This window comes from Blastococcus sp. Marseille-P5729 (genome assembly GCF_900292035.1).
Taxonomy (GTDB): domain Bacteria; phylum Actinomycetota; class Actinomycetes; order Mycobacteriales; family Antricoccaceae; genus Cumulibacter.
Genome location: NZ_OMPO01000001.1, coordinates 902,968 through 925,199, shown reverse-complemented (window position 1 = coordinate 925,199; position 22,232 = coordinate 902,968). Strand labels below are relative to the sequence as shown.

At 69.2% G+C, this 22,232-nt stretch carries 23 protein-coding genes; 14 read left to right on the top strand and 9 right to left on the bottom strand.

All coding sequences use genetic code 11. The annotated features are described in order from the left end of the window. The first annotated feature begins 28 nt into the window (after positions 1-28). Entirely contained in the window at positions 29-1,105 is a 1,077-nt protein-coding gene (gene dapE, locus DAA40_RS04560; protein WP_106848485.1) for a succinyl-diaminopimelate desuccinylase, read from the top strand. On the opposite strand, the gene DAA40_RS04555 is transcribed toward dapE, so the two are convergent. Together DAA40_RS04555 and wrbA are read right to left on the bottom strand one after the other, a co-directional pair. After that, positions 1,102-1,788: a hypothetical protein gene (locus tag DAA40_RS04555; RefSeq protein ID WP_106848484.1), complete on the bottom strand. Its 687-nt coding sequence runs from the start codon at positions 1,786-1,788 to the stop codon at positions 1,102-1,104. The two genes, dapE and DAA40_RS04555, sit on opposite strands and share 4 nt — an antisense overlap. Before the next feature lie 114 nt (positions 1,789-1,902). Beyond that, positions 1,903-2,595, bottom strand: coding sequence for an NAD(P)H:quinone oxidoreductase (gene wrbA / locus DAA40_RS04550; protein WP_106848483.1), 693 nt, complete (start codon positions 2,593-2,595; stop codon positions 1,903-1,905). A gap of 75 nt (positions 2,596-2,670) precedes the next feature. Between wrbA and DAA40_RS04545 the strand changes: the two genes are divergently transcribed. After that, on the top strand, positions 2,671-3,444 hold the full coding sequence (locus DAA40_RS04545) for a TIGR00730 family Rossman fold protein (RefSeq protein ID WP_106848482.1): 774 nt from the start codon (positions 2,671-2,673) through the stop codon (positions 3,442-3,444). 59 nt (positions 3,445-3,503) lie between these two features. On the opposite strand, the gene folP is transcribed toward DAA40_RS04545, so the two are convergent. Beyond that, complete coding sequence (folP, locus tag DAA40_RS04540; protein ID WP_106848481.1) at positions 3,504-4,367, bottom strand: dihydropteroate synthase; 864 nt, start codon at positions 4,365-4,367, stop codon at positions 3,504-3,506. 24 nt (positions 4,368-4,391) lie between these two features. Between folP and DAA40_RS04535 the strand changes: the two genes are divergently transcribed. Beyond that, positions 4,392-4,769 carry a DivIVA domain-containing protein gene (locus DAA40_RS04535; protein ID WP_106848480.1) on the top strand — a complete coding sequence of 126 codons (378 nt, stop codon included), beginning with the start codon at positions 4,392-4,394 and terminating at the stop codon, positions 4,767-4,769. A 120-nt stretch (positions 4,770-4,889) separates the two neighbouring features. Next, positions 4,890-5,057, top strand: a complete 168-nt coding sequence (locus tag DAA40_RS04530) for a DUF3117 domain-containing protein (protein ID WP_106848479.1) — start codon at positions 4,890-4,892, stop codon at positions 5,055-5,057. Positions 5,058-5,139: 82 nt separating this feature from the next. On the opposite strand, the gene DAA40_RS04525 is transcribed toward DAA40_RS04530, so the two are convergent. Beyond that, entirely contained in the window at positions 5,140-6,309 is a 1,170-nt protein-coding gene (locus DAA40_RS04525) for an epoxide hydrolase family protein (RefSeq protein ID WP_106848478.1), read from the bottom strand. A 62-nt stretch (positions 6,310-6,371) separates the two neighbouring features. Between DAA40_RS04525 and DAA40_RS04520 the strand changes: the two genes are divergently transcribed. Continuing rightward, the gene (locus DAA40_RS04520) at positions 6,372-7,325 is read left to right on the top strand and encodes a YafY family protein (protein WP_106848477.1); all 954 of its coding nucleotides are present in this window, start codon (positions 6,372-6,374) and stop codon (positions 7,323-7,325) included. Between the two features lie 14 nt (positions 7,326-7,339). Here DAA40_RS04520 and glgA read toward each other — a convergent pair whose 3' ends face one another. Next, positions 7,340-8,506 carry a glycogen synthase gene (glgA, locus tag DAA40_RS04515; RefSeq protein ID WP_106848476.1) on the bottom strand — a complete coding sequence of 389 codons (1,167 nt, stop codon included), beginning with the start codon at positions 8,504-8,506 and terminating at the stop codon, positions 7,340-7,342. 101 nt (positions 8,507-8,607) lie between these two features. On the opposite strand from glgA, the gene glgC reads away from it, so the two are divergent. Continuing rightward, positions 8,608-9,831 carry a glucose-1-phosphate adenylyltransferase gene (gene glgC / locus DAA40_RS04510; protein WP_199849507.1) on the top strand — a complete coding sequence of 408 codons (1,224 nt, stop codon included), beginning with the start codon at positions 8,608-8,610 and terminating at the stop codon, positions 9,829-9,831. A 211-nt stretch (positions 9,832-10,042) separates the two neighbouring features. Here glgC and DAA40_RS04505 read toward each other — a convergent pair whose 3' ends face one another. Continuing rightward, on the bottom strand, positions 10,043-10,675 hold the full coding sequence (locus DAA40_RS04505; RefSeq protein WP_106848474.1) for an O-methyltransferase: 633 nt from the start codon (positions 10,673-10,675) through the stop codon (positions 10,043-10,045). Between the two features lie 199 nt (positions 10,676-10,874). Here DAA40_RS04505 and sigE point away from each other — a divergent pair, with 199 nt between their 5' ends. The 6 genes from sigE to DAA40_RS04475 all read left to right on the top strand — a co-directional run bounded on the left by sigE (position 10,875) and on the right by DAA40_RS04475 (position 16,205). Continuing rightward, positions 10,875-11,462, top strand: coding sequence for an RNA polymerase sigma factor SigE (gene sigE / locus DAA40_RS04500; protein WP_106848473.1), 588 nt, complete (start codon positions 10,875-10,877; stop codon positions 11,460-11,462). Further along, on the top strand, positions 11,459-11,980 hold the full coding sequence (locus DAA40_RS04495) for a zf-HC2 domain-containing protein (protein ID WP_106848472.1): 522 nt from the start codon (positions 11,459-11,461) through the stop codon (positions 11,978-11,980). The genes sigE and DAA40_RS04495 overlap by 4 nt, the downstream gene beginning before the upstream one ends. A 36-nt stretch (positions 11,981-12,016) precedes the next feature. Beyond that, positions 12,017-13,747, top strand: coding sequence for a S1C family serine protease (locus DAA40_RS04490; protein ID WP_106848471.1), 1,731 nt, complete (start codon positions 12,017-12,019; stop codon positions 13,745-13,747). A gap of 131 nt (positions 13,748-13,878) precedes the next feature. Continuing rightward, a complete protein-coding gene (locus DAA40_RS04485; RefSeq protein ID WP_106848470.1) occupies positions 13,879-14,946 on the top strand; it encodes a CoA ester lyase in 1,068 nt (355 codons plus the stop codon). Between the two features lie 3 nt (positions 14,947-14,949). Next, positions 14,950-15,834, top strand: coding sequence for a CoA ester lyase (locus DAA40_RS04480; protein ID WP_199849506.1), 885 nt, complete (start codon positions 14,950-14,952; stop codon positions 15,832-15,834). Between the two features lie 38 nt (positions 15,835-15,872). Then, on the top strand, positions 15,873-16,205 hold the full coding sequence (locus DAA40_RS04475; RefSeq protein WP_106848469.1) for a sec-independent translocase: 333 nt from the start codon (positions 15,873-15,875) through the stop codon (positions 16,203-16,205). 477 nt (positions 16,206-16,682) lie between these two features. On the opposite strand, the gene DAA40_RS04470 is transcribed toward DAA40_RS04475, so the two are convergent. Beyond that, positions 16,683-17,822, bottom strand: a complete 1,140-nt coding sequence (locus DAA40_RS04470) for an Mrp/NBP35 family ATP-binding protein (protein ID WP_106849260.1) — start codon at positions 17,820-17,822, stop codon at positions 16,683-16,685. Between the two features lie 121 nt (positions 17,823-17,943). Here DAA40_RS04470 and DAA40_RS04465 point away from each other — a divergent pair, with 121 nt between their 5' ends. Then, positions 17,944-18,444, top strand: a complete 501-nt coding sequence (locus tag DAA40_RS04465; protein ID WP_106848468.1) for a nuclear transport factor 2 family protein — start codon at positions 17,944-17,946, stop codon at positions 18,442-18,444. A 16-nt stretch (positions 18,445-18,460) separates the two neighbouring features. Here the strand turns inward: DAA40_RS04465 and DAA40_RS04460 are convergent, their stop codons facing one another. Both DAA40_RS04460 and DAA40_RS04455 read right to left on the bottom strand, forming a co-directional pair. After that, positions 18,461-19,021 carry a DUF1003 domain-containing protein gene (locus tag DAA40_RS04460; RefSeq protein WP_106848467.1) on the bottom strand — a complete coding sequence of 187 codons (561 nt, stop codon included), beginning with the start codon at positions 19,019-19,021 and terminating at the stop codon, positions 18,461-18,463. Then, positions 19,014-20,249 (bottom strand): magnesium transporter MgtE N-terminal domain-containing protein, encoded by a 1,236-nt coding sequence (locus tag DAA40_RS04455; protein WP_106849259.1) that lies wholly within the window; start codon positions 20,247-20,249, stop codon positions 19,014-19,016. Before DAA40_RS04455 ends, DAA40_RS04460 begins: the two co-directional genes overlap by 8 nt. Positions 20,250-20,283: 34 nt before the next feature. On the opposite strand from DAA40_RS04455, the gene DAA40_RS04450 reads away from it, so the two are divergent. Further along, complete coding sequence (locus tag DAA40_RS04450; protein WP_158716233.1) at positions 20,284-22,098, top strand: serine/threonine-protein kinase; 1,815 nt, start codon at positions 20,284-20,286, stop codon at positions 22,096-22,098. Positions 22,099-22,232: the final 134 nt, after the last annotated feature.

The following is a 22,232-nucleotide window of genomic DNA, read 5'->3' as shown; positions in this document are numbered from 1 at the left end:
ACCGACCCGGGACGCTAGGCTCGTCGTCGTGACCGACAACGCACCCGCCCTCGACCTCACTCAGAACGTCGTCTCGCTGACCGGAGCCCTCGTGGACATCCAGTCGGTCTCCGGAGGCGAGAAGCCGCTGGCCGACGCGATCGAGCGCGAGCTGCGTGCAACCGGCCGGTTCGAGGTCGTGCGCTGCGGCGACGCGGTGCTGGCGCGCACCGAGAACGGCAGGCCGGAGCGGATCGTCTTTGCCGGGCACATCGACACCGTCCCGGTCGCGGGCAACCTGCCCAGCCGTGTCGAGGGCGACCGGATCTACGGCTGCGGCACGTCCGACATGAAGGCCGGGGACGCCGTGATGCTGCGGCTGGCCGCGACGCTGGAGGACCCGGCGTACGACCTGACCTTCATCTTCTACGACAACGAGGAGATCGAGGCCAGCAAGAACGGGCTCGGCCGGGTCGCGCGCGAGTACCGGCACTGGCTGTACGGCGATCTAGCGATCGTCATGGAGCCCACCAACGGCGTCCTGGAGGCCGGCTGCCAGGGCACCATGCGGGCGCGCGTCACCACCAAGGGACTGCGGGCGCACAGCGCCCGTGCCTGGCTCGGCGACAACGCGATCCACAAGGCGGGGGAGATCCTCACTCGGCTGCACGGCTACCGGCCGCAGACGCACGTGATCGATGGCATGGAGTACTGCGAAGGGCTCAACGCCGTCCGGATCGAGGGCGGGATCGCCGGCAACATCATCCCCGACGAGTGCAGCGTGCAGGTCAACTTCCGGTACGCCCCGCATCGCTCCAGCGAGGACGCCGAGGCGTTCATGCGGACCTTCTTCGACGGCTTTGACCTGGAGATCACCGACAATGCGCCCGCGGCGTTGCCGGCGTTGAGCGACCCGATGATGCGGCGGTTCGTCAGCCACGTCGACCAGCCGGTCGCCGCCAAGTACGGCTGGACGGATGTCTCCCGGTTCAGCGCGTTCAAGATCCCGGCGATCAACTACGGCCCCGGCGATCCGAATCTCGCTCACAAACCGGAGGAATCCGCTCAGACGCACCTCATCGAGGAGTCCGAGCGGACTCTCCGCACCTTCCTTATCGGCCGCTAGCCCTGGCCGTCGGGTGCCCAGGTGATGTGCACGTCGCCGTCCTTGTTGTCGTAGTGCATGTGCAGCGGGCTGGTCGTCTGCGGCATCTTGAACACTACGTCGCCGAAGGCATAGTTCTCGGTCGCATCCGGGCGGTTGCCGATCGGCGTCTTGTCGGCCAGGAAGTCCGTCGTCGCGCCTTCACCGGTCGGCTGCAGCGGCTCGGCCTGGTAGACCTGCCCGTCGACCTCCATGGTGAACTCGTCGCGCACGATGATGTCCGATCCGCCGTACGCGTTGAAGTAGACGTTGACCCGGTAGCCGCCGAGCTCTGTGTCGTACTCCGGCTCCTCGGTAGACAGCACGATCCACCCCGGGTACTGGTTGACGTAGTTGACGATGTAGCCGTACTTGAACGGCGCGGCGGTGTCGTCGGGCGTGAAGCCGGACGGCTGCGTGTCGGGCAGGATTTCGCGGCCGTTGGCGTCCGTGGGCGCGGCGGAAGTGGTTTCGCTCTCGGACGCCTCCGGTGTCTCGGACTTCCCGGACTCCTCTGGTTCCGTGGAGGCATCGGAGTGCCCTCCGGACGCGCTGCTGGAGTGCGCTGGCGGCGTCGAGGCGGCGTCGTCGGAGTCACCGCTGCACGCGGTGAGCAGGGTGAGGGCGGCGACGGCGATGCTCGCCACCGTGGGACGGATATTCATGACGGGGAGGACTCCTAGGTCGTTTGCGTCTGAGGCTGGGCTGGCCGAGGCCACTGAGTAGGACGCTGCCGACGTCCGGCGCGCTCCACCCGATGACGCCCGATAGCCGACCCGCTACCGCTGCCGGAGCCGGCGTCCGGTCCGCAGGTCCGCGGCGACCTGGGTGGCTCTGCGGCCCACGACGTACGCCGACTGCAGGTCGGCGTCGGTGGGCGGTAGCTCCCCGTTGCGCGAGACCGACGAGGCGCCGTACGGGTTGCCGGTCTCGAACAGACCCGGCTCGGTGTAGCCGGGAGGCACGATGACGCCGCCGAGGTGGCACACCGTCGTATAGATCGACATCAATGTCGTCTCCTGGCCGCCGTGGTTCGTGGCGGTCGAGGTGAACGCCGAGAAGACCTTGTCGGCGAAGGCATTGGCGCCCCACAGCTCACCCCACGTGTCGATGAAGGCCTGCAGCTGGGAGGAGACGTGACCGAACCGGGTCGGGGTGCCGAGCAGGATCACGTCCGCGGCGCGGACGTCGGCGAGGGTGGCGAGGGGCACCCGCTCTGTCGCGTCGAGGTGCCGGGCCCACAGCGGGTTGCGCTCGACGATGTCGCGGGGGACGGTCTCGTGGACCCGGACGACGCGCACGCTGCCGCCGGAATCGCGTGCTCCGTCAGCCACCGACTGGGCGAGGGCGTGCACGCTGCCGGTCGCCGAGTAGTAGATCACCGCGACCTTGAGTGGGTCGTCGTCCGCTCGCCGCGGCGCCGGCTGCTGGCTGTGCAGCACTGTCGTGCGCTGCGTGCCGTCGTCCCGCATTCAGTCACTCCATCAGTGAGGCTCGAGGGTTGTCCCGGCCCGGCTGCGCACGGGACCGTCGGTACGGTTGAGCCTATGACATCGCTCGATCCCGACCGCCTGCCTGAACCGGACTACGCCGAGCGTCAACGTGGCCCGGTGACGTTGCGCCGTGACCAGGTCACTCCCAGCACCACCGACCAGCGGCTGCTGGATCATCGCGGACCGAGCGACTGGGTGCACACCGACCCGTGGCGGGTGCTGCGGATCCAGTCGGAGTTCGTCGAGGGCTTCGGGCTGCTTTCGGAGCTGCCGACCTGCGTGTCGGTCTTCGGCTCGGCCCGCACCAAGCCCGAGGAGTCCGACTACGAGGTGGCGCTCAAGGTCGGCCGCCGTCTGGTCGAAGCCGGCTACGGTGTGATCACCGGCGGCGGGCCGGGAATCATGGAGGCGGCGAACAAGGGCGCCCAGGAGGCCGGCGGGCTGTCGATCGGGTTGGGCATCGAGCTGCCCTTCGAGCAAGGCCTCAACCCGTGGGTCGACCTCGGCGTGAACTTCCGGTACTTCTTCGTCCGCAAGACGATGTTCGTCAAGTACTCCCAGGCCTTCGTGATCCTGCCGGGCGGATTCGGCACGCTGGACGAGCTGTTCGAGGCTCTCACCCTCGTGCAGACCAACAAGATCACGCGGTTCCCGGTCGTGCTCGTCGGGACCGACTACTGGCGCGGGCTGCTGGACTGGATCAAGGGCACGATGGCCCGTGAGCGGCGGATCAGCCCTGAGGACCTCGACCTGCTCTACCTGTCTGACGACCCCGACGAGGTGGTCGAGGTCATCAAGACCCAGCACGGTCGCCAGGCCCAGAGCTGAGCCACCGCGGGGCGCGCACCGCGGGCTCGCTCACACGAGCGCGCGTCACACAAGCGCGGTCACACGAGCGCGCGCAGCGTGCGCCGTGGCGGCCGATCGCCCCGAATCACCGCGAGCATGTCCAGCGCCTGGCGCGTCTCGGCGACGTTGTGCGCCCGGAACACCCGGGCGCCCTTCAACGCCGAGTAGACGGTTGCGGCGAGCGTGCCCGACAGCCGCTCGGCGATCTCGACGCCGAGCGACTCGCCCACGAAGTCCTTGTTCGACAGCGCCACCAGCACCGGCCAGCCGGTGTCAGTGAGGACGTCGAGCCGCCGCGTGAGCTCCAACGAGTGGTAGGTGTTCTTGGCGAAGTCGTGGCACGGGTCGATCAGGATCCCGTCACGGCGCACGCCGGCCGCGGTCGCCCGCTCAGCCAGCCCAGTGACCGTACGGACGACGTCCTGAACGACATCGTCGTAGGCGACCCGGTGCGGGTCGGTCCGTGGCGCAAGCCCGCCGGCGTGCGAGCAGACCAGGCCGGCCCCACTTTCCGCTGCCACCACGACGATCCCCGGGTCGGCACCGCCCCACGCGTCGTTGATCAGGTCGCACCCGGCGCGCACCGCCTCCCGCGCCACCGCGGTCCGGTAGGTGTCGACGCTGACCACCACGTCGGGCCGCTCGGCCTTGAGGGCCTGCACGACCGGGATGACCCGGTCGATCTCCTCGGCCTCGCCGACCTCGGCCCCGGACGCCGCCTTGACCCCGCCGATGTCGACGATGTCGGCGCCCTGCTCGACGACCTGTAGCGCGCGTTCGATCGCCGCGCTCTCGTCGAAGGTCGCGCCCCGATCGTAGAAGGAGTCCGGCGTCCGGTTGACGATCGCCATGATGAGCAGGTCCGAGTCGTCGTACGCGTGCTCGCCCAGCCGCAGTCTCATGGTCGGCCCCTTCGTCGTCCACTCATGAAAGTATCGGTAATCGTGATGGGATTCCTGCTGGTGGTGCTATGCATCGTCGCGGTCGCGGTCGTGCTGTACTTCGTGGTCGCCTACGTCTTCGGGCCTGGGGAGGCGCCGCCGCCCAGCGAGCCCGTCGCCTCGCCGCTGCCGCACGACCGACCGATGACCGCCGGCGACCTGCGTGCGGCCACCTTCCCGGTCACGCTCCGCGGCTACCGCATGGCGGACGTCGATGCGCTCATCGAGCGGATGGCTCGCGAGCTCGAGGAGCGCACTGCGGCCGAGCCGGTACCGGCCGAATCGCCTGGCTCGGCTGAGCCACCAGCAGACGCCTCCGCGCTCCAGAATGCCAACCCCGTGTCAGCGGATGACTCGACGTGAGGATAATTGGTGTAACTCGCGTCTCAGTTGCGGCGAGAGGCGACGATCAACCCCGCGAGCCGTTGCGGCTCTAGACCGGCGGTCGCCTGAGCAGATCGGGCGGCGGCGAAGGAGGAATACATGGCGGCGATGAAGCCTCGGACCGGTGAGGGCCCACTCGAGGTCACGAAGGAGGGTCGCGGCATCGTCATGCGCGTACCGCTCGAGGGCGGCGGCCGGCTCGTCGTGGAGATGACCCCGGACGAGGCGCAGGCACTGTCCGACGCGCTCAAGGGCGTCGTCGAGTAGGACCGCCCAGTACGTAGACCGCCGGAGGGTGGGCGAGCACGGTGCTCGCCCGCCCTCCGGCGTATTTGGTGGCGCCGCCGGTTCAGCGAAGGGTGCGCACGAAGGAGCGGAGGTCGTCGATCAGCAGGTGCGGCTCCTCGAGCGCCGCGAAGTGGCCGCCGCGGTCAGTGACGTCCGTCCACGAGACGATGTTGTTCGACTGCTCGGCGAACCGTCGGATGCCGATGTCGTGGGCAAACTGGATCGCAGCGGTCGGGACGCCGGAGCTCGTCAGCTCCTCGCCCCAGCCTTCCTCGGATGCGTAGCCAACCAGGGCCGCCGAGCCCGCAGAGCGGGTGAACCAGTACAGCGACACGTTCGCCAGCAACCAGTCCATGCCCAGCACTTCGTGCGGCAGGCGGTCGGCCGGATGAGTCCAGGCGTGCAGCTTGTCGACGATCCAGGAGAGCTGACCGACGGGGGAGTCGGCCAGCATCGTGCCCAGCAGGCCCGGACGGGTCGACTGAAGACTGATGTAGCCGAACTCTTGCTGCATGAACGTCGCGGTGCGCTCGAGACGATCGCGCTCAAGGTCGGTCAGCTGCGCGGCAGTCTCGTCGTCCACCTCCGCAACGAAGTCGCCGAGTGCCCCGTTGACGTGCACTCCGAGCACGCGGTCCGGTGCGACTCGCCCGATCTCAGGTGCGATGCCGGCGCCGAGATCCCCACCCTGATTGACGAAGCGGTCGTAGCCGAGCCGGTCCATCAGCTCGACCCATGCCCGGGCGATCGCGTTCGTCGTCCAGCCGTCGGTCGTGAGGGGAGTCGAGAAGCCGAAGCCCGGGATCGACGGAATCACCACATGGAAGGCATCGGAGGCATCGCCGCCATGCTTCTCGGGTGAGGTGAGCGGGCCGATGAGGTCGACGAATTCCAGGAACGATCCGGGCCAGCCGTGCGTGAGCAGCAGCGGGACCGCACCCGGTTGCTCGGATCGGATGTGCAGGAAGTGGATCTGCTGCCCTTCGATGACAGTGGTGAACTGCGGCAGCCGGTTCATTCGGTCGAGGTAGGCGCGCCAGTCGAAGTCGATCCATGCGGAGACGAGCTCGCGCAGGTAGTCCTGCGGTACGCCCCGGCTCCAGTCGTCCGAGGGGAGCGGGGTGGCCCAGCGGGTTGCGGCAAGTCGTGCGCGCAGGTCGGTGAGCTCTTCATCCCAGGCGGTCGCGGTGAACGGGTGGACAGCGGTATCGGTGTGCTCGAAATCTGTCATGGCCAGCACGTTAGGGACAATCACGGTCAGGATACGACCGGATCTCTGGATATTCTTCGAGCATGGCGACAACGACCGGACGAACGCTCGAGCTGCTCGGGCTGCTGCAGGCTCGCCGTCTCTGGTCGGCCCGCGAGCTGTGCGAGCGGCTCGAGATCGGCGAGCGCACGCTGCGGCGTGATATCGACGATCTGCGGGGCCTCGGGTACGGGATCGAGTCGGTGCCCGGTCCCGGCGGCGGATACCGGTCCGGACCCGGGGCGTCGATCCCGCCATTGGTGCTGAGCGGGGACGAGGCGGTCGCGATCGCCGTAGGACTGCGCGCTGCCGCGGCAGCTTCGGTGGCTGGGATCGAGCAGGCGGCGGCGTCGGCGCTGGAGAAGCTCGAGCGCTCCCTCTCGGCGCCAACCCGGCGCCGGATCGAGACGATCGACCGCGCCATGGTGACGCTCGCAGGCGGTGGCGAGGTCGGTGTCGACGTCATGGACTCGGTCGCGCACGCGATTCGCGAATCGCGCCGGTTGAGGGCGTATTACCGGCGGCATGACGGCGTGGGCAGCAGCCGCACGCTGGAGCCCCATCGGATCGTCCATTCAGGCCGCCACTGGTATCTCTACGCGTGGGATGTCGAGCGTGCCGACTGGCGCACGCTGCGGCTCGATCGACTTGCGCCGAAGGTCCCGCTAGGGGAGGTGTTCACGCCGCGCCAGGTGCCGGATGAGGTGTTGCGCTCGCTCGTGGGTCACGCCATCAGCTCGGCACCGTATCCGTACGTGTGCCGGGTACGGGTGCACGCGCCCGTCGACGCCGTGGCGAGCGCGTTCGGCCCGACCGTCGCATCAGTGAGCGATCTCGGTGATGGGATGACAGAGCTGGTCGCAGGCGCCAACAACTTGGCCGAGTTCGTGCTCTACCTCGGCGCCAGCGGCATGGAGTTCGATGTTGTCGAACCGACCGAGCTTCGTGAGGTGATGAAAGCGGCAGCCGCGCGGCTGATGCGCGCGGCTGCCTCGTGACAGGTGGCCGGGTGCTACTTCGCGGCGCGGACGACGGCCTCGTAGAGGTTGTTGACCTGCTCGGCGATCCGGTTCCAGCCGAAGTCGTTCACCGCGCGCTCGCGGCCGGCCCGGCCGAAGTCGTCGCATAGCTGGTCGTCGGCGAGCAGCTGGTTGACCGCCTCGGCGAGCCCGGCCTCGAACTGCTCCGGCTGGTCCTTGTCGTAGTGCACCAGCAGACCGGTCTCCCCGTTGACGACCACCTCTGGGATGCCGCCGACGTCCGAGGCCACCACCGCCGTCTCGCACGCCATCGCCTCGAGGTTCACGATGCCGAGCGGCTCGTAGATCGACGGGCAGATGAACATCCGCGCGTGCGTGAAGACCTGTGCGACCTTCTTCGGCGGCAGGTGTTCGCTGACGAGGAAGACGCCGTCCCGCTGCTCGCGCAGCTCGGCCAGCAGCCGGTCGGTCTCCTCCTTGAGCTCGGGAGTGTCGGCGGCGCCGGCCAGCAGCACGATCTGCACGCCCTCGCTGAACTGCTTGGCAGCGTTCAGCAGGTGCGGAACGCCCTTCTGCCGGGTGATCCGGCCGACCCACATCACGTACGGCTTGCTGAGGTCGACGCCGATCTCCTCCAGCACGTCGGTGTCGGGGTCGGGCTGATAGAGCTCGGGGTCGATCCCGTTGTAGATGGTGTGCACCTTGTCGGGGTCGACGTCCGGGTAGGCCTGCAGGATGTCCCGGCGTACGCCGTTGCTGACCGCGACGATCGCGTCCGCGGCCTCGTAGGCCTGCTTCTCCACCCACGACGACAGGCGGTAGCCGCCGCCGAGCTGTTCAGCCTTCCACGGCCGCAGCGGCTCGAGGGAGTGCGAGGAGATGACGTGCGGGACGCCGTACAGCAGCTTGCCGAGGTGGCCGGCGAAGTTGGCGTACCAGGTGTGTGAATGCAGCACCTCGCGGTCGGCCAGCGCCGCGGTCATCGCGATGTCGGCGGCCATCACCTTCAGGGCGGCATTGGCGTCCGGTGCCCCGGGTACCTCCTCGGGGAAGGTCTGCGCCTTTGGCCGCTCCTCGCCGGTGCAGTAGCCCTGGACATCGGTGAGCTTCTCGAGCTCGCGGACCAGGAAGTCGACGTGGACGCCGGCGCCGCCGTAGACGAAGGGTGGGTACTCGCGCGTGAGGATGCCGATTCGCATGACTCGACCCTAGCCCGCCGAAGAGGCCGTCCGGACAGGTGCCAGTCGGTGTTCACGAACCGGTAATGCGGGCGCCGATCGGGCGCGTTAGGGTCAATCTCGTGGCCGCTAATCCGAGAGTCCTGGGAATCGTTCTGGCCGGTGGCGAGGGCAAGCGACTGATGCCGCTGACCGCCGATCGCGCCAAGCCCGCGGTGCCGTTCGGCGGCTCGTATCGGCTGGTCGACTTCGTGCTGTCGAACCTGGTCAACGCCGGCTACCACCGCCTGTGCGTGCTCACCCAGTACAAGTCGCACTCGCTCGATCGGCACATCACCCAGACCTGGCGGATGTCGACGTTGACCGGCAACTACGTGACGCCGGTGCCGGCGCAGCAGCGCCGCGGGCCGCACTGGTTCACCGGCAGCGCGGATGCGATCTACCAGTCGATGAACCTGATCCGCGACGAGAAGCCCGACATCGTCGTGGTGTTCGGCGCCGACCACGTCTACCGCATGGACCCCCAGCAGATGGTGGACCAGCACGTGGCGACCGGCGCCGCCGTGACCGTGGCGGGGATCCGGGTGCCGCGGCACGAGGCGACCGCCTTCGGCGTCATCGACACCGACGAGACCGGGCGGAAGATCACCCAGTTCCTCGAGAAGCCGGCCGACCCGCCTGGGCTGCCCGACGACCCCGACGCCACGTTCGCCTCCATGGGCAACTATGTCTTCAGCACCGATGCGTTGGTCGAGGCCCTTGAGCGGGACGCTGCCGACGAGAGCAGCGTGCACGACATGGGCGGCAACATCATTCCGATGATGACCGGGGACGGCACGGCGTACGTCTACGACTTCGCCGACAACGTGATCCCGGGCGCTACCGACCGTGATCGTGCCTACTGGCGCGACGTGGGAACACTCGACTCCTACTACGACGCGCACATGGACCTCGTGTCGGTGCATCCGATCTTCAACCTGTACAACCAGCAGTGGCCGATCCTGACCTCCTCAGCGCAGCGGCCTCCGGCGAAGTTCGTGCTCGGTGGCCTGGCGACCGAGTCGATGGTGGCTGCCGGTGCCATCATCGTCGGCTCCAACGTGCGGCACTCGGTGGTCGGCATGGACGTGCGCGTCAACGACGGCGCGGTGGTAGACGGGTGCGTGCTGCTCGACGGCGTCCAGATCGGCAAGGGCGCGATCGTGCGCCGGGCGATCCTCGACAAGAACGTGGTCGTGCCGGACGGGGCGACCCTGGGCGTCAATCTCGAGCGCGACCGCGAGAACTACCACGTCACGCCGAGTGGCATCGTGGTGGTGGGCAAGGACGTCGTAGTCCGCCCGTGAGCCCTTCCCCCTTGAGCGCGCGCCTAGCTGGCTTCTGTGACGTAAGCGGCCCATCGGGCGAGCATTGACCTACTCGACCTGACCAGCCGCGCTGCTGATGACCGGAGTGGCTTGATCGCCCTGTAGGGGTGCGGTCATCAGGCTGCGCCGTCGGCCGCCCGTGCCAGCCTCGGGCGGCCCCTCGGGTGATGCCATGACCTGCTCGCCGGTCTTAGTCCGGCCGGTGCACGGCAGCGATCAGCCCCTCACCGACCGGCAGGATGGCCGGCACCAGGTGGTCGTGCTCACGGATCAGCCTGCCCAGGTCACGCAGCGCCACCGACTCCGCATCGCGCGCGGACGGGTCGGCGACGCGGTCCTTATGCAAGGCATCGTCGAAGACCACCACGCCGCCGTACCGCAGCAGCCGGAGCGCCTCGTCGAGCAGCTCGGCGTAGTCGGCCGGGTCGGAGTCGACGAACACCAGGTCGTAGGCGCCGTCCGTGAGCCGGGGGAGCACGTCGCGCGCTGCACCGGTGATCACCCGGGCTCGCGAGCTCGCGACTCCGGCCTCTGCGAACGCTCGCTTGGCGGCACGCTGATGCTCGATCTCGGTGTCGACCGTGGTCAGCACGCCCTCCGGATGCATGCCCTCCAACAGCCAGAGACCCGAGACGCCGGTCCCGGTCCCGATCTCGACCACGGCGCGCGCGTCGATCATCGCCGCGAGCAGGCGCAGCGCTGCGCCAGCACCGGTCGACACCGTCTCGACGCCGAGCTCCTCGGCGCGCTGTCGAGCCGAGGCAGCCACCGGCTGCTCGGTCACGAACGACTCGACGTAGGTACGGCTCGCGGCGTTGGTCATGCACACACCCTATCGAGCGACCGGCGCGGGAGGCCGCAGCGACGCATCGCGCCCTGCCGGGCATTCCGGTGAGCTTGCTGCGCCTCGCGGCCCTTGACGGCACGACTACGGCGGGTGCGGCAGAATTGAACACATCCCACCGGCCGAGCCCGCCAGCCAGCCAAACCCAGCACGTGACGCGTGAGGAGAAAACACCCCGATGACCCAGCAGGCCACGAGCAGCACGATGGCCGAGAACGACCGCGGCGACACCGAATGGGTGGCGCCGTCCTGGGAGCAGATCGTCCGTGAGCACTCCGTGCGCGTCTATCGGCTGGCCTACCGCCTCTCCGGCAACCGGCAGGACGCCGAGGACCTCACGCAGGAGACCTTCATCCGTGTCTTCCGCTCGCTCGCGTCGTACCGGCCCGGCACCTTCGAGGGCTGGATGCACCGCATCACGACCAACCTCTTCCTCGACATGGTCCGTCGCCGCCAACGAGTCCGCTTCGACAACCTGTCGGACGAGGCCGAGCGGCTACCGGGCACCCACGCCGACCCGGTGACGAGCTTCGATCACAACAACGTGGACGCCGACGTGCAGGCGGCGCTCGCCGACCTGCCGCCTGACTTTAGGGCGGCCGTCGTCCTCTGCGACATCGAGGGCCTGTCCTACGAGGAGATCGCCGCGACCTTGGGCATCAAGCTCGGCACGGTCCGCAGCCGCATCCACCGCGGCCGGCTGCAGCTTCGCGAGGCGCTGGCGCACCGCTCGCCCGAGGCGGTGCGGTCGGGAGGCGCCGAGTGAAGGCCTTCGAGACCCACCTGTCCACCGAGGCGATCTCGGCGTACGTGGATGGGGAGCTCGCCGCCGGCGCCCGCGCCCGGGCGGCCCGCCACATCGCCACGTGCTTCGAGTGTGCCTACGCGGTCGGCGTTCAGCAGCAAGCGAAGGACACCCTCAGCTGCGGGTGCGACGGCGTCGACGTCCCGGCCACGTTGCTGAGTCGGCTCGGGCAGATCCCCTTCTCGGCGGACCTCGGGGCCAGGAGCCTGGACGACGTGGGGTTGTACGCCGACGGGGCCGGCCGGTTCGAGTTCCGGGTCGCTGCGCCGGCCGACCCGCAGAGGTCCTCCCGAACCGGTCTCGGCAACCGCCGCGGCCGGACCTTCCGCAGCAGCGCGGCCACTGTCGCGCTGGTCGGGATCGTCGCCGGCCCGGTCCTGCCCCAGGCCGGTGGGCAGCCCGCACGAGGGCACCAGATCCAGGTCGCGAACGTCCTAACCCGGCACCTGGATCACGACGCGACCCCGACAGAGCGCTAGGGTCGCTCGATCGACCGCCGATAAGGACTGTGATTGATGTCGAACGACGGCCCGCGCCACTCTGACCCGTCCTCATTGCCCGAGGATGCCGGAAGCACGCCGCACGCTCCTGAGGAGGCCGCGAGCACGCCGCGCGCTCCTGAGGACGCCGCGACGTACGCGCGCCCGGACGGCGTCGATGGCGGCTTCGTGCGGCCCGCCGCCGGGCCGCCACAGGGCCGCCCGGCCGCACCGCAGCCCTCCCCGGGTGAGCAACAGGCTTTCGGCCGGCCGGCCGGTATCGCCGGCGGATTCGTGCAGCCGCCCGGCACCCAGCCCCGGTTCCACCGACCGCCGCCCCCGGCCGCCTACCAGCAGGCGTTCGGTCGCCCGCAGGGCACCCCGGGGACCTTTGGCGCCAACCGTCCGCCGTTCGAGCAGCGCTACACCCAGGCATCCCCGCCGATCGCTTACCAGAAGGCGTTCGGCCGCCCCCAGGGCGCGGCCGATCTACAGCGCCAGCCCGGCCTGCCGCCGTACACCGGGGGCGAGCTGCCCTCGAAGACGTGGTGGGAGGAGGCGCCTCGCGACCCGTGGCGCGACCCCGAAGCCGACGCCGCTCTCGCCCCCGCGCCACGGCTCGCCGGCGACGAGGACCCCAGCGACGACGGTGCGGTCGAGCTGGACAAGAAGCGCCGCCGCCGGATCCGGCTCGGCGACATCCCCGTGCGGGTCGCCGCGGCCCTCGCCGCGCTCGCCCTCGTGCTGGGCGTCGCCGGTGGGGTGGGTGGGTTCTTCCTGGCCAAGTCCGCCTCCCAGACTCCGCTCACTAAGCCGAGCCCCGAGTACAACGAGGTCGCGAACAACAAGGAACCGGGCAGCATCGTCGAGATCGCCGAGAAGGTCTCGCCGAGCGTCGTGTCCATCGAGGTGCTGGTCGGCAATAGCGGGGGCACCGGCTCGGGGGTCGTCGTCGAGGCGGACGGGTACATCCTCACCAACAACCACGTGATCTCCATGGCCGCCGACGCGCAGGATGCGACCATCAACGTCTACTTCGTAGATGGCAGCATCAGCCCGGCGCAGATCGTGGGCCGCGATCCGCAGGCCGACCTCGCGGTTCTCAAGGTCGACAAGCCGGGTCTGGTGCCCGTCGACATCGGCAAGTCCAGCGAGCTGAAGGTGGGTGAGGATGTCATCGCCTTCGGCTCGCCGCTGGGTCTGGCCGGCACCGTCACCACCGGCATCGTCTCGGCACTCGACCGGCCGATGCACCTGGCGGGAGAGGGTGCGGACACCGACGCCTACATCCTCGCGGTCCAGACCGATGCCTCGATCAACCCGGGCAACTCCGGTGGCGCCCTCGTCGACTCACAGGGCGCGCTGATCGGCATCAACACCGCGATCGCCAGCTTCTCCTCCGGCGGTGGGCAGGCAGGCAGTATCGGCCTCGGGTTCGCGATCCCGGTCGACTATGCGATGAGCGTGGCCACTGCGCTGATCACCGGGGAGCAGCCACAGCACGGCAGCCTCGGCATCAACGCTCAGTCCGTCTCCGACGGCACCACCGACGGCGTGCTGGTCGTCCGGGCGGACGCCGGATCGCCCGCTGCAGAGGCAGGCATCCAGGAGAAGGACGTCATCATCGAGGCCGACGGCAAGCGGGTCGGCAGCGTCGAGGACATCAACGCGATCACCTACACCCATAAGCCCGGCGACAAGATCACGCTCACCGTGGTTTCCGGTGGTCAGGAGAAGACCGTCGAGGTCACCCTCGGCGCCGCCTGACCGGCCGCTCGCGAGCGACCCTACGCCCGCCTGGCGAACGAGCACTTCGGCGGCGCTGTTAGCCTCGCAGAAAGCCCTGCCGGCGCGCCGAACGCGCCCGCAGCGCCATCCGCGATCTGGAGGACATGCCCATGCGCAGCGCCAAAGACTTCTTCAAGCCCCTCGCCGTGGGGGCGCCGCAGCCGGTGATGGAGGTGCCCGCCCGCCCGTCGCGCGCGATCCACTTCTTCGACCCGAGCAACGAGAAGATGGCCGGCAAGATTCCCGGGATGGTCGGCAAGGTCGACGTCCTGCTCGGCAACCTCGAGGACGGCGTCAAGGCCGACAACAAGCAAGCCGCTCGCGCGGGTCTGGTGAAGATCGGCAAGGAGGTCGACTTCGGCGAGAACACCCAGCTGTGGACCCGCCTGAACAGCCTCGACTCGCCGTGGTTCCATGACGACGTCACCACCCTCGTCGCGGAGATCGGCGACAAGCTCGATGTGATCATGATCCCGAAGGTCGAGGGGCCGGAGGACATCCACTTCGTCGACCGGCTGCTAGCCCAGCTGGAGGCCAAGGCCGGCATCCAGAAACCGCTGCTGGTGCACGCGATCCTCGAGACCGCCCGCGGAATGGCGAACGTTGAGGAGATCTGCGCGGCCAGCCCGCGGATGCAGGGGCTCTCGCTGGGCCCCGCGGACCTCGCGGCCGACCGCCGCATGAAGACCACCCGCGTGGGCGGGGGCCATCCGGGCTACCTCGTGCGGCAGGACCCGACCGACGGCGACATCGAGGGCGAGCGCACGGTCTACCAGCAGGACCTGTGGCACTACACCATCGCCCGCATGGTCGACGCCTGCGTGATGAACGGGATCTTCCCGTACTACGGCCCGTTCGGTGACATCAAGGACACCGTCGCCTGCGAGGACCAGTTCCGCAACGCCTTCCTCCTCGGCTGCGTCGGTGCCTGGTCACTGCACCCGGCGCAGATCGAGATCGCCAAGAAGGTCTTCAGCCCCAGCGTCGAGGACGTCGCGCACGCCCGCCGGGTCGTCGAGGCCATGGGCGACGGCACCGGCGCCGTCATGCTCGACGGCAAGATGGAGGACGACGCCTCCCTCAAGCAGTGCCAGGTCATCGTCAAGCTCGCCGATCAACTCGGCGCGCTCGACCCCGAGCTGGCCGAGAAGTACGCCTCGGCCGGACAGGAGAAGTAAGTCGTGAGCCACGACGCCTACCGCCCCCGCCGCTCCGTTCTCTATATGCCATCGGCGAACGCGCGAGCGCTGGAGAAGGCCAAGACGCTACCGGCCGACGCGATCATCTTCGACCTGGAGGACGCCGTCGCGCCCGACGCCAAGGAAGCCGCTCGCGAGGCGGCTTGCATCGCCGTTCAGAGCGGTGAGTACGGCAACCGCGAGCTGACCATCCGGATCAACGGCATGGACACCCAGTGGCACGCGGACGACATGAAAGCCGCCGCCGCTGCCGGACCCGACGGCATCGTCGTCCCGAAGGTCGGCTCGGCCGAGGAGGTGCGCCAGCTGGTCGCCGCGATGGAGGCCGCCGGGGCACCGGAGAAGACCAAGCTGTGGGCGATGGTCGAGACCCCGGCCGCGATGCTCTCCTGCCTGGAGATCGCCTCGGCGTCCGACCGGCTCGCCGTGCTCGTCATGGGCACCAACGACCTGGCGAAGGAGCTCTACGCCTCGCACGTGCCCGGCCGCGGCCCGCTGCTGACCGGACTCGGTCTTTGCCTGCTCGCTGCGCGTGCCGCAGGCAAGGTGATCCTGGACGGCGTCTACAACGACGTGAAGAACGCCGAGGGATTCGAGGCCGAGTGCCGCCAGGGCCAGGAGATGGGCTTCGACGGCAAGACGCTGATCCACCCCAGCCAGGTCGAGCCCTGCAATGACGTCTTCGCGCCGTCCGAGCAGGAGGTCGCCGACTCCGAGGAGATCGTGCGGGTCTGGGAGGAGACCCTCGCCGCGGGCAAGGGGGTCGCCACCGTGAACGGCCGGATGATCGAGAACCTGCACGTCGAGAACGCCCGCCGCATCCTCGACATGAGCAACGCGATCACCGAGCTGCAGTCGCAGGCGTAATCTGGAGGAACACCACTCTCAGCAGGAAAGCGCCCACAGTGTTCAGCTCGCTCGGGTGGCCGGAGATCGCCGTCCTGATCGTCGTCGCCCTGTTCATCTTCGGTCCGGACAAGCTCCCGGGCGCGGCCAAGCAGGCCGGTGAGGCGCTGCGCGGGCTACGCAAGCAGATCACTGGCGCCAAGAAGCAGATCAAGGAAGAGCTGGGCGACGAGATGCCCGACTTCGATCGGGACCTGCTCAACCCGCGCGCGTTCGTGCGCAAGCACCTGTGGGACGACCTCGAGACCGACAACGAGCCGTCAGGCCGGGGCGCGACCGTCGTATCGAAGGAGCCGGCGAAGCCGGCCCCCTTCGACTCCGAAGCCACCTAGCGCTCCCACACCTCGCCACCACCGTCGCCACGTCTCGACGTCGCTCCTCCGTCGCTCGCTCGACGACCGCTTGGTAATACCCGGTCGTCTCCAACGCGGTGCGGTTACCTTCGTTCGGTCGTCGAGCAAGCCTGAGAGATGGTGTGGTTACCTTCGTTCGGTCGTCGAGCGAGCCTGAGAGGTGGTGTGGTTACCTTCGTTCGGTCGTCGAGCGAGCTGGAGCGCTAGCGGAGGCGACGTCGAGACGCAGTGCGGGTACCTTCGTGCGGTCGTCGAGCGAGCCGGAGCGCTAGCGGAGGCGACGTCGAGACGCGGTGCGGTTACCTCAGTCGGTCGTCGAGCGAGCCGGAGCGCTAGCGGAGGCGACGTCGAGACGCGGTGCGGTGCTCAGCCGCAGGCGCGCAGCACCCGCGCCCCGCCGTCCGGCCCCTTCTCGGCGAGCACGAGGTCTACCGTCGCGCGGCACTGCCGCTCCGGTTAGCCCTTGCGGGTCGGCGTGATGCCCAGGCTCATGCCGGCCAGCCCGCGCTCGCGGGTGGCGAGCTTGCCCGCGATCTCGTGCAGCACCAGGCCGGCGCCAGAGCTAGGGTCAGACAGCACCAGCGGCCGGCCGTCGTCCCCTCCCTCACGCAGCCGGGTGTCCAGTGGCACCTGCCCCAGCAGCGGCACCCGGGTCCCGGTCGACTGGGTGAGCGAGTCGGCGACCGCCTGCCCGCCGCCGGACCCGAACAGCTCGATCGGGTCGCCGCAGTGCGGGCACGGGAAGGCCGACATGTTCTCGATGACGCCGACGATCTGCTGATGCGTCTGGTTCGCGATCGCGCCGGCGCGCTCGGCCACCTCACGCGCGGCGATCTGCGGCGTGGTGACGATGATCAGCTCGCTGTTGGGCAGCAGCTGGGCGATCGAGATCGCCACGTCGCCGGTGCCCGGCGGGAGGTCCAGCAGCAGGACGTCGAGATCGCCCCAGTAGACGTCGGCGAGGAACTGCTGCAGCGCCCGGTGCAGCATCGGGCCGCGCCAGACGACGGGAGCGTTTCCGGGGGTGAACATGCCGACGGAGATCACCGAGACGCCGTTGGCCTGCGGCGGCATGATCATGTTGTCGACCTGCGTCGGCTGGGTGGTCACGCCGATCATGCGGGGAACCGAGTGCCCGTAGATGTCGGCGTCCACGACGCCGACGCGCAGCCCCTGCTGCGCCATCGCGACGGCGAGGTTCACCGTGACGCTGGACTTGCCCACGCCGCCCTTGCCGGAGGCCACGGCATACACGCGGGTCAAGGACCCGGGCTGGGCGAACGGGATCACGGCCTCCGGCTGGCCGCCGCGCAGCTGCTTGCGCAGCTCGGCGCGCTGCTCGTCGTTCATCACGTCCATCTCGACCCGCACACCGCTCACGCCGGGCACCGTCGAGACGGCGTTGGTCACGTCGCTGGTGATGCGATCGCGCATCGGGCAGCCCGCCACCGTGAGGTAGATGCCGACGTCCACCTGGCCGGAGTCCGAGATGGCGACGTCCTTGACCATGCCGATCTCGGTGATCGGCCGGCGGATCTCCGGGTCGTTGACGGTGGCGAGAGCGGCATCGACTGCGCTGCGATCGACGGTAGACATGAGCACCTCAGGTCGGGGACGGAACACCTCATGGTACGCCGCACGAGCGCCGCGCCGGACTGGCGGTGCGGACTTCTTGTGAACGCTGGTCATTTGCGTGAATCTCGTTCATGATGGTGTCATGACGCCTGACCTGCACCCCACCATCGAGCGCTTCATCGAGGCCGACGAGCGGATGGACGCCGACGCGCTCGGCGAGCTGTTCACTGACGACGTCGTGCTCATCTCGCCGATCACCGATGCCTTCCGCTTCGAGGGACGTCGCTCGGTGAGCGCGGTCTACGCGAGCGCCTTCAGCCTGTTCCCCGGCATCGACGTCCACACGGTCACCGGATCGGGCGACACCTGGGCGCTGTTCCTGCGCGGCACGATCGGCGGGCGGCGCTTCGAGGAGTGCCAGCTGCTGCGGCTCGACGGTCAGCGGATCCGCGAGGTCACGATGATCGGCAGACCGGTCCCGGCCCTGCTGATGGTGATGTCGAAGATCGGTGGCGCGATGCACGAGCGCGGGCTGATGTCGCGCAAGGCGGCGATCGCCAGCGCCGGCGTTGCGCCGATGGCCGCGCTGCTCGGGGTGATCGAGAAGCGCCTGATGCCGCGGCTGGCGCCGCGCCGCCTCTGACCCGAGCCGAGGCGGCCTACTCCTCGGTCGGCGTGCCCTTGTCCTCGGCAGCCTTGCCCTTGCCGGATTTCTTCGGGCGCTTCTTGCCCTCGGTCTTCGTGTCGTCCTCTGTCTCGGCGAGGATCCGCTGCAGCTCCGAGCGCACGAAGTCACGAGTCGCCAGCTCGCCGATCGCCAGCCGCAGCGAGGCCAGCTCGCGCGCCACGAACTCGGTGTCGGCCTTCGCGGCGACCGCGCGGGAGCGGTCCTCCTCCAGCGAGATCTTGTCGCGGGAGTCCTGCCGGTTCTGCGCGAGCAGGATCAGCGGCGCGGCGTACGCCGCCTGGGTCGAGAAGGCCAGGTTGAGCAGGATGAACGGGTAGGGATCCCAGCGCAGCGTCACCGAGATGACATTGATGAAGATCCATACGATCACCACGACGGTCTGGATGATCAGATAGCGAGTCGTGCCGAAAAAGCGCGCGATGCTCTCCGACCATTCGCCGACCGTCTCGGCGTCCACCCGCAGCCGGGGGACTCCGCTCGACGTACCGCCGGGGCTGGAAAGGTCGCTCAATCGCCGGTTGCGCTCAGCCATCGTGTTCCCGCCAGTCCTCGGGCAGCAGGTGATCGAGCAGGTCGTCGACGGTCACCGCTCCGACCAGCCGTCCCGCGTCGTCCACGACCGGGGCGGCCACCAGGTTGTAGGTCGCGAAGTAGCGGGTGATCTCGTTGAGGTCGGTGTCGGGGCTCAACGGATCGAGGTCGTCGTCGAGGATCGAGCCGACCTGCTCGAACGGCGGCTCGCGCAGCAGCCGCTGGATGTGTACGACCCCGAGGAAGTGCCCGGTCGGCGTGATGGACGGCGGACGGGTCACGTAGACCTGCGAGGCCAGCGCGGGGCTGAACTCCTCGCGGCGCACGTGTGCCAGCGCCTCGGCGATCGTCGTGTCCGGCGGCAGGATCACCGGCTGCGAGGTCATGACGCCGCCGGCGGTGTGCTCGCCGTACGACAGCAGCTGCCGGACCGGCGCGGCCTCGTCGGGCTCCATCAGGCCCAGGAGCCGCTCGCGCTCGCCGGCGGGTAGGTCCCCAAGTAGGTCGGCGGCGTCGTCCGGGTCCATCTCCGAGAGGACGTCGGCCGCGCGGTCGTCGTCGAGCTGGGCGAGAATCTCGCGCTGGTCGCCCTCCGGCAACTCCTCGAGGACGTCTGCGAGCCGGTCGTCATCCAGCGCCTCGGCGATCTCCTGACGACGCTGGTCGGGCAGGTCGCGGATGCGGGCGGCGACGTCGGCGGCGCGCTGGTCCTCGAACTCCTCGAGCAGCGACGCGGTCTCCTGCTGGGGACGTTCGACGGCGATGCCGGAGACCTCGTCCCAGTCCAGCTGACGGACGTGCCCGCGGCTGAGCCGATGCGCTCGCTCGCGGACGGCGACCTTCTGCACCAGCCAGTCCCGGGTGCGGGTCTGCTCCATCGCGACGTCCACCAAGGTGACGTGGACGCCGTCCTCCTTGATAGTGACCTGACGGTCCAGGAGCTGGGCGATCGCCAAGACCTCGTGCGGACGCAGCTCGAACTTTCGCATGCTGACCGTGCCGGTGGACAGCCGGATGGAGGCGTGGTCGGCGGCCACGAGATGGCTGATGGGGACGAAGGACTGCCGGCCGCGGGTGATCTCCACGACCAGGCCGATGACGCGCGCCGGGGAGTCGTCGCTGCGTAGCGTGAGGACGACGTCGCGGACCTTGCCCACGATGTCTCCGTCCGGATCGCGGACGGTCAGCCCCGCGAGCCGGGTCAGGTACACGCGGGAGGCAGTGATCACGGTGCAAGACTATAGACAAGGCAGAATGGCTCCTATGCAGCGCGCGCCCGACATCCCCGGACTGACCGATCTTGTTCCGATCGGGCAAGGCGGCAACGGAGTCGTCTATCGGGCCACGCAGCGCCAGCTGAGCCGGGTCGTGGCGGTGAAGGTGCTCGGCGCTCGCCTGGACGACGTCTCCGCCGACCGGTTCGCCCGTGAGGGGCAGGCGCTGGGCCTGGTCTCGGGGCATCCCAACATCGTGCCGGTCTACACGGCCGACACCACCCCGGAGGGACGCCCGTACCTCGTGATGCTGCTGTGCGAGAACGGCTCGCTGGCCGACCGCGTCGAGTCCGGCGGCCCGATGAGCCCGCCGGCGGTGCTCGACCTCGGGATTCGGATGTGTGGGGCGTTGCAGACCGCCCACGATGCCGGGCTGCTGCACCGTGACATCAAGCCCGGCAACATCCTGTTCGACTCCTACGACGTCCCGCGGCTGGCCGACTTCGGTCAGGCCCGCTTCGGCGATGTGAATCTCACGAAGACCGGCGACGTCGTGGCCACTCCCGGTTACGCCGCTCCCGAGGTGCTCACCGGCGAGCGCGCGACCATCCGCTCCGACGTCTACTCGCTGGCGACCACGCTGATGGCGGCCCTGCTGGGGCACGGACCGTTCAGCCGCGATTCGGACGAGAACATCGCCGCGACGCTGCTGCGGGTCGTGCAGGACGCGCCGCCGGACCTGCGGCAACTCGGCGTCCCGCACCAGCTGGCCGCTGAGCTCGAGCGTGCGATGGATAAGACCGCCGGGCGCCGGCACATGAGCGCGGCCGAGCTGGGTCGCCGACTGCAGGAGGTGCAGGCCTCGCTGGGCCTGCCGCACACTCCGATGATCATCGCCGGTAGCCCGGCGCCGCAGTCACCGCTGCCGCCGCTCACCGGGGCCCTGCCGCTGGAGGACCGCGTGCGCGAGGGGGAGCGCACCCGGGTCGTCGGGGGCGCGTCGCCCCCGGGCTCCACCGCCGTCATCGGGCGGGACAATGCGAACAAGCCGGCGCGCTCGCCGCTACGCTGGGTGGCCGTCCTGGCCGCGGTGGCCGTCGTGGCGGGCCTCGCGATCTGGGGCGTCACCCAGCTGACCGACTCCCGCAAGCCGACCAACCCCACGGACGCCGGCGAGCTGATCGTCGGCTCCAGCGACTACGGGCCCGGCAGCTGGCAGGCCACTGAGGACATGGGACTGCTGACGGAGGTGATCGGCGAGGTGCCGACCGGTGCGGACGACGAGTCGTCGTCCTACCCGTCGGGCATGATCCTCTGTCTGGGCCTTGAGCCGGAGACCGAGGTGAGCAGCTCGAAGCCATCGGCGCAGTACGTCGACACGGATGCGACGGAGGTCTCTGAGGACGGCGACAGCGTGTCCTCCTACCGCTACGCCCGTTCGCTCGCGATGGTGATGGGCTCCGCCTCGGACGCCGAGCGTTATGTGACCGCCTTCGCCAGTCCGCGCTTCGACACCTGCCTCGACGAGCTGGACGACCTGGGCGTATCGGCGGGCCGTGAGCAGGCCATGTACGGCGAGTCGGCCAAAATCAGCGTGCCCGAGCACGAGCCCGACATGCCCGACGGCACGCACTTCCAGGCGCGGCAGATCGAGATCCCGCTACAGCGTGCCGGCGACAGCGACTCGACCGAGCAGGGCAGCAACGGCGAGTACAAGCAGCAGGGCTCGCGCTATGTGACGGTGCTGGCGATGTCGGCCGGCACGTCCGTCGAGTACGTCGTGATGCAGAGCAGCAGCGACGAGGTGCCCGACGAGATGATCGACTCCGTGACCGAGGCGTTCCTGGCCGTCGCCACGGCATGAGCGCCCCGGCGCAGAATCCGCCGGCTGGTACGCCAGCGGCAGGAGGACTGGCTGCGCCGCTCGGGAATGCCGCTGGTGCTCGCGCCGCGGGTCCGCTCGCTGAGCATCCTCGCCGAGCGGTGCTGATCACGCCG

Coding starts and splice junctions, on each gene's coding strand:
- DAA40_RS04555 (WP_106848484.1), bottom strand. CDS start 1,788: ATGAATATCCGTCCCACGGTGGCGAGCATCGCCGTCGCCGCCCTCACC.
- wrbA (WP_106848483.1), bottom strand. CDS start 2,595: ATGCGGGACGACGGCACGCAGCGCACGACAGTGCTGCACAGCCAGCAG.
- DAA40_RS04545 (WP_106848482.1), top strand. CDS start 2,671: ATGACATCGCTCGATCCCGACCGCCTGCCTGAACCGGACTACGCCGAG.
- folP (WP_106848481.1), bottom strand. CDS start 4,367: ATGAGACTGCGGCTGGGCGAGCACGCGTACGACGACTCGGACCTGCTC.
- DAA40_RS04535 (WP_106848480.1), top strand. CDS start 4,392: ATGAAAGTATCGGTAATCGTGATGGGATTCCTGCTGGTGGTGCTATGC.
- DAA40_RS04530 (WP_106848479.1), top strand. CDS start 4,890: ATGGCGGCGATGAAGCCTCGGACCGGTGAGGGCCCACTCGAGGTCACG.
- DAA40_RS04525 (WP_106848478.1), bottom strand. CDS start 6,309: ATGACAGATTTCGAGCACACCGATACCGCTGTCCACCCGTTCACCGCG.
- DAA40_RS04520 (WP_106848477.1), top strand. CDS start 6,372: ATGGCGACAACGACCGGACGAACGCTCGAGCTGCTCGGGCTGCTGCAG.
- glgA (WP_106848476.1), bottom strand. CDS start 8,506: ATGCGAATCGGCATCCTCACGCGCGAGTACCCACCCTTCGTCTACGGC.
- DAA40_RS04505 (WP_106848474.1), bottom strand. CDS start 10,675: ATGACCAACGCCGCGAGCCGTACCTACGTCGAGTCGTTCGTGACCGAG.
- sigE (WP_106848473.1), top strand. CDS start 10,875: ATGACCCAGCAGGCCACGAGCAGCACGATGGCCGAGAACGACCGCGGC.
- DAA40_RS04490 (WP_106848471.1), top strand. CDS start 12,017: ATGTCGAACGACGGCCCGCGCCACTCTGACCCGTCCTCATTGCCCGAG.
- DAA40_RS04485 (WP_106848470.1), top strand. CDS start 13,879: ATGCGCAGCGCCAAAGACTTCTTCAAGCCCCTCGCCGTGGGGGCGCCG.
- DAA40_RS04470 (WP_106849260.1), bottom strand. CDS start 17,822: ATGTCTACCGTCGATCGCAGCGCAGTCGATGCCGCTCTCGCCACCGTC.
- DAA40_RS04465 (WP_106848468.1), top strand. CDS start 17,944: ATGACGCCTGACCTGCACCCCACCATCGAGCGCTTCATCGAGGCCGAC.
- DAA40_RS04460 (WP_106848467.1), bottom strand. CDS start 19,021: ATGGCTGAGCGCAACCGGCGATTGAGCGACCTTTCCAGCCCCGGCGGT.
- DAA40_RS04450 (WP_158716233.1), top strand. CDS start 20,284: ATGCAGCGCGCGCCCGACATCCCCGGACTGACCGATCTTGTTCCGATC.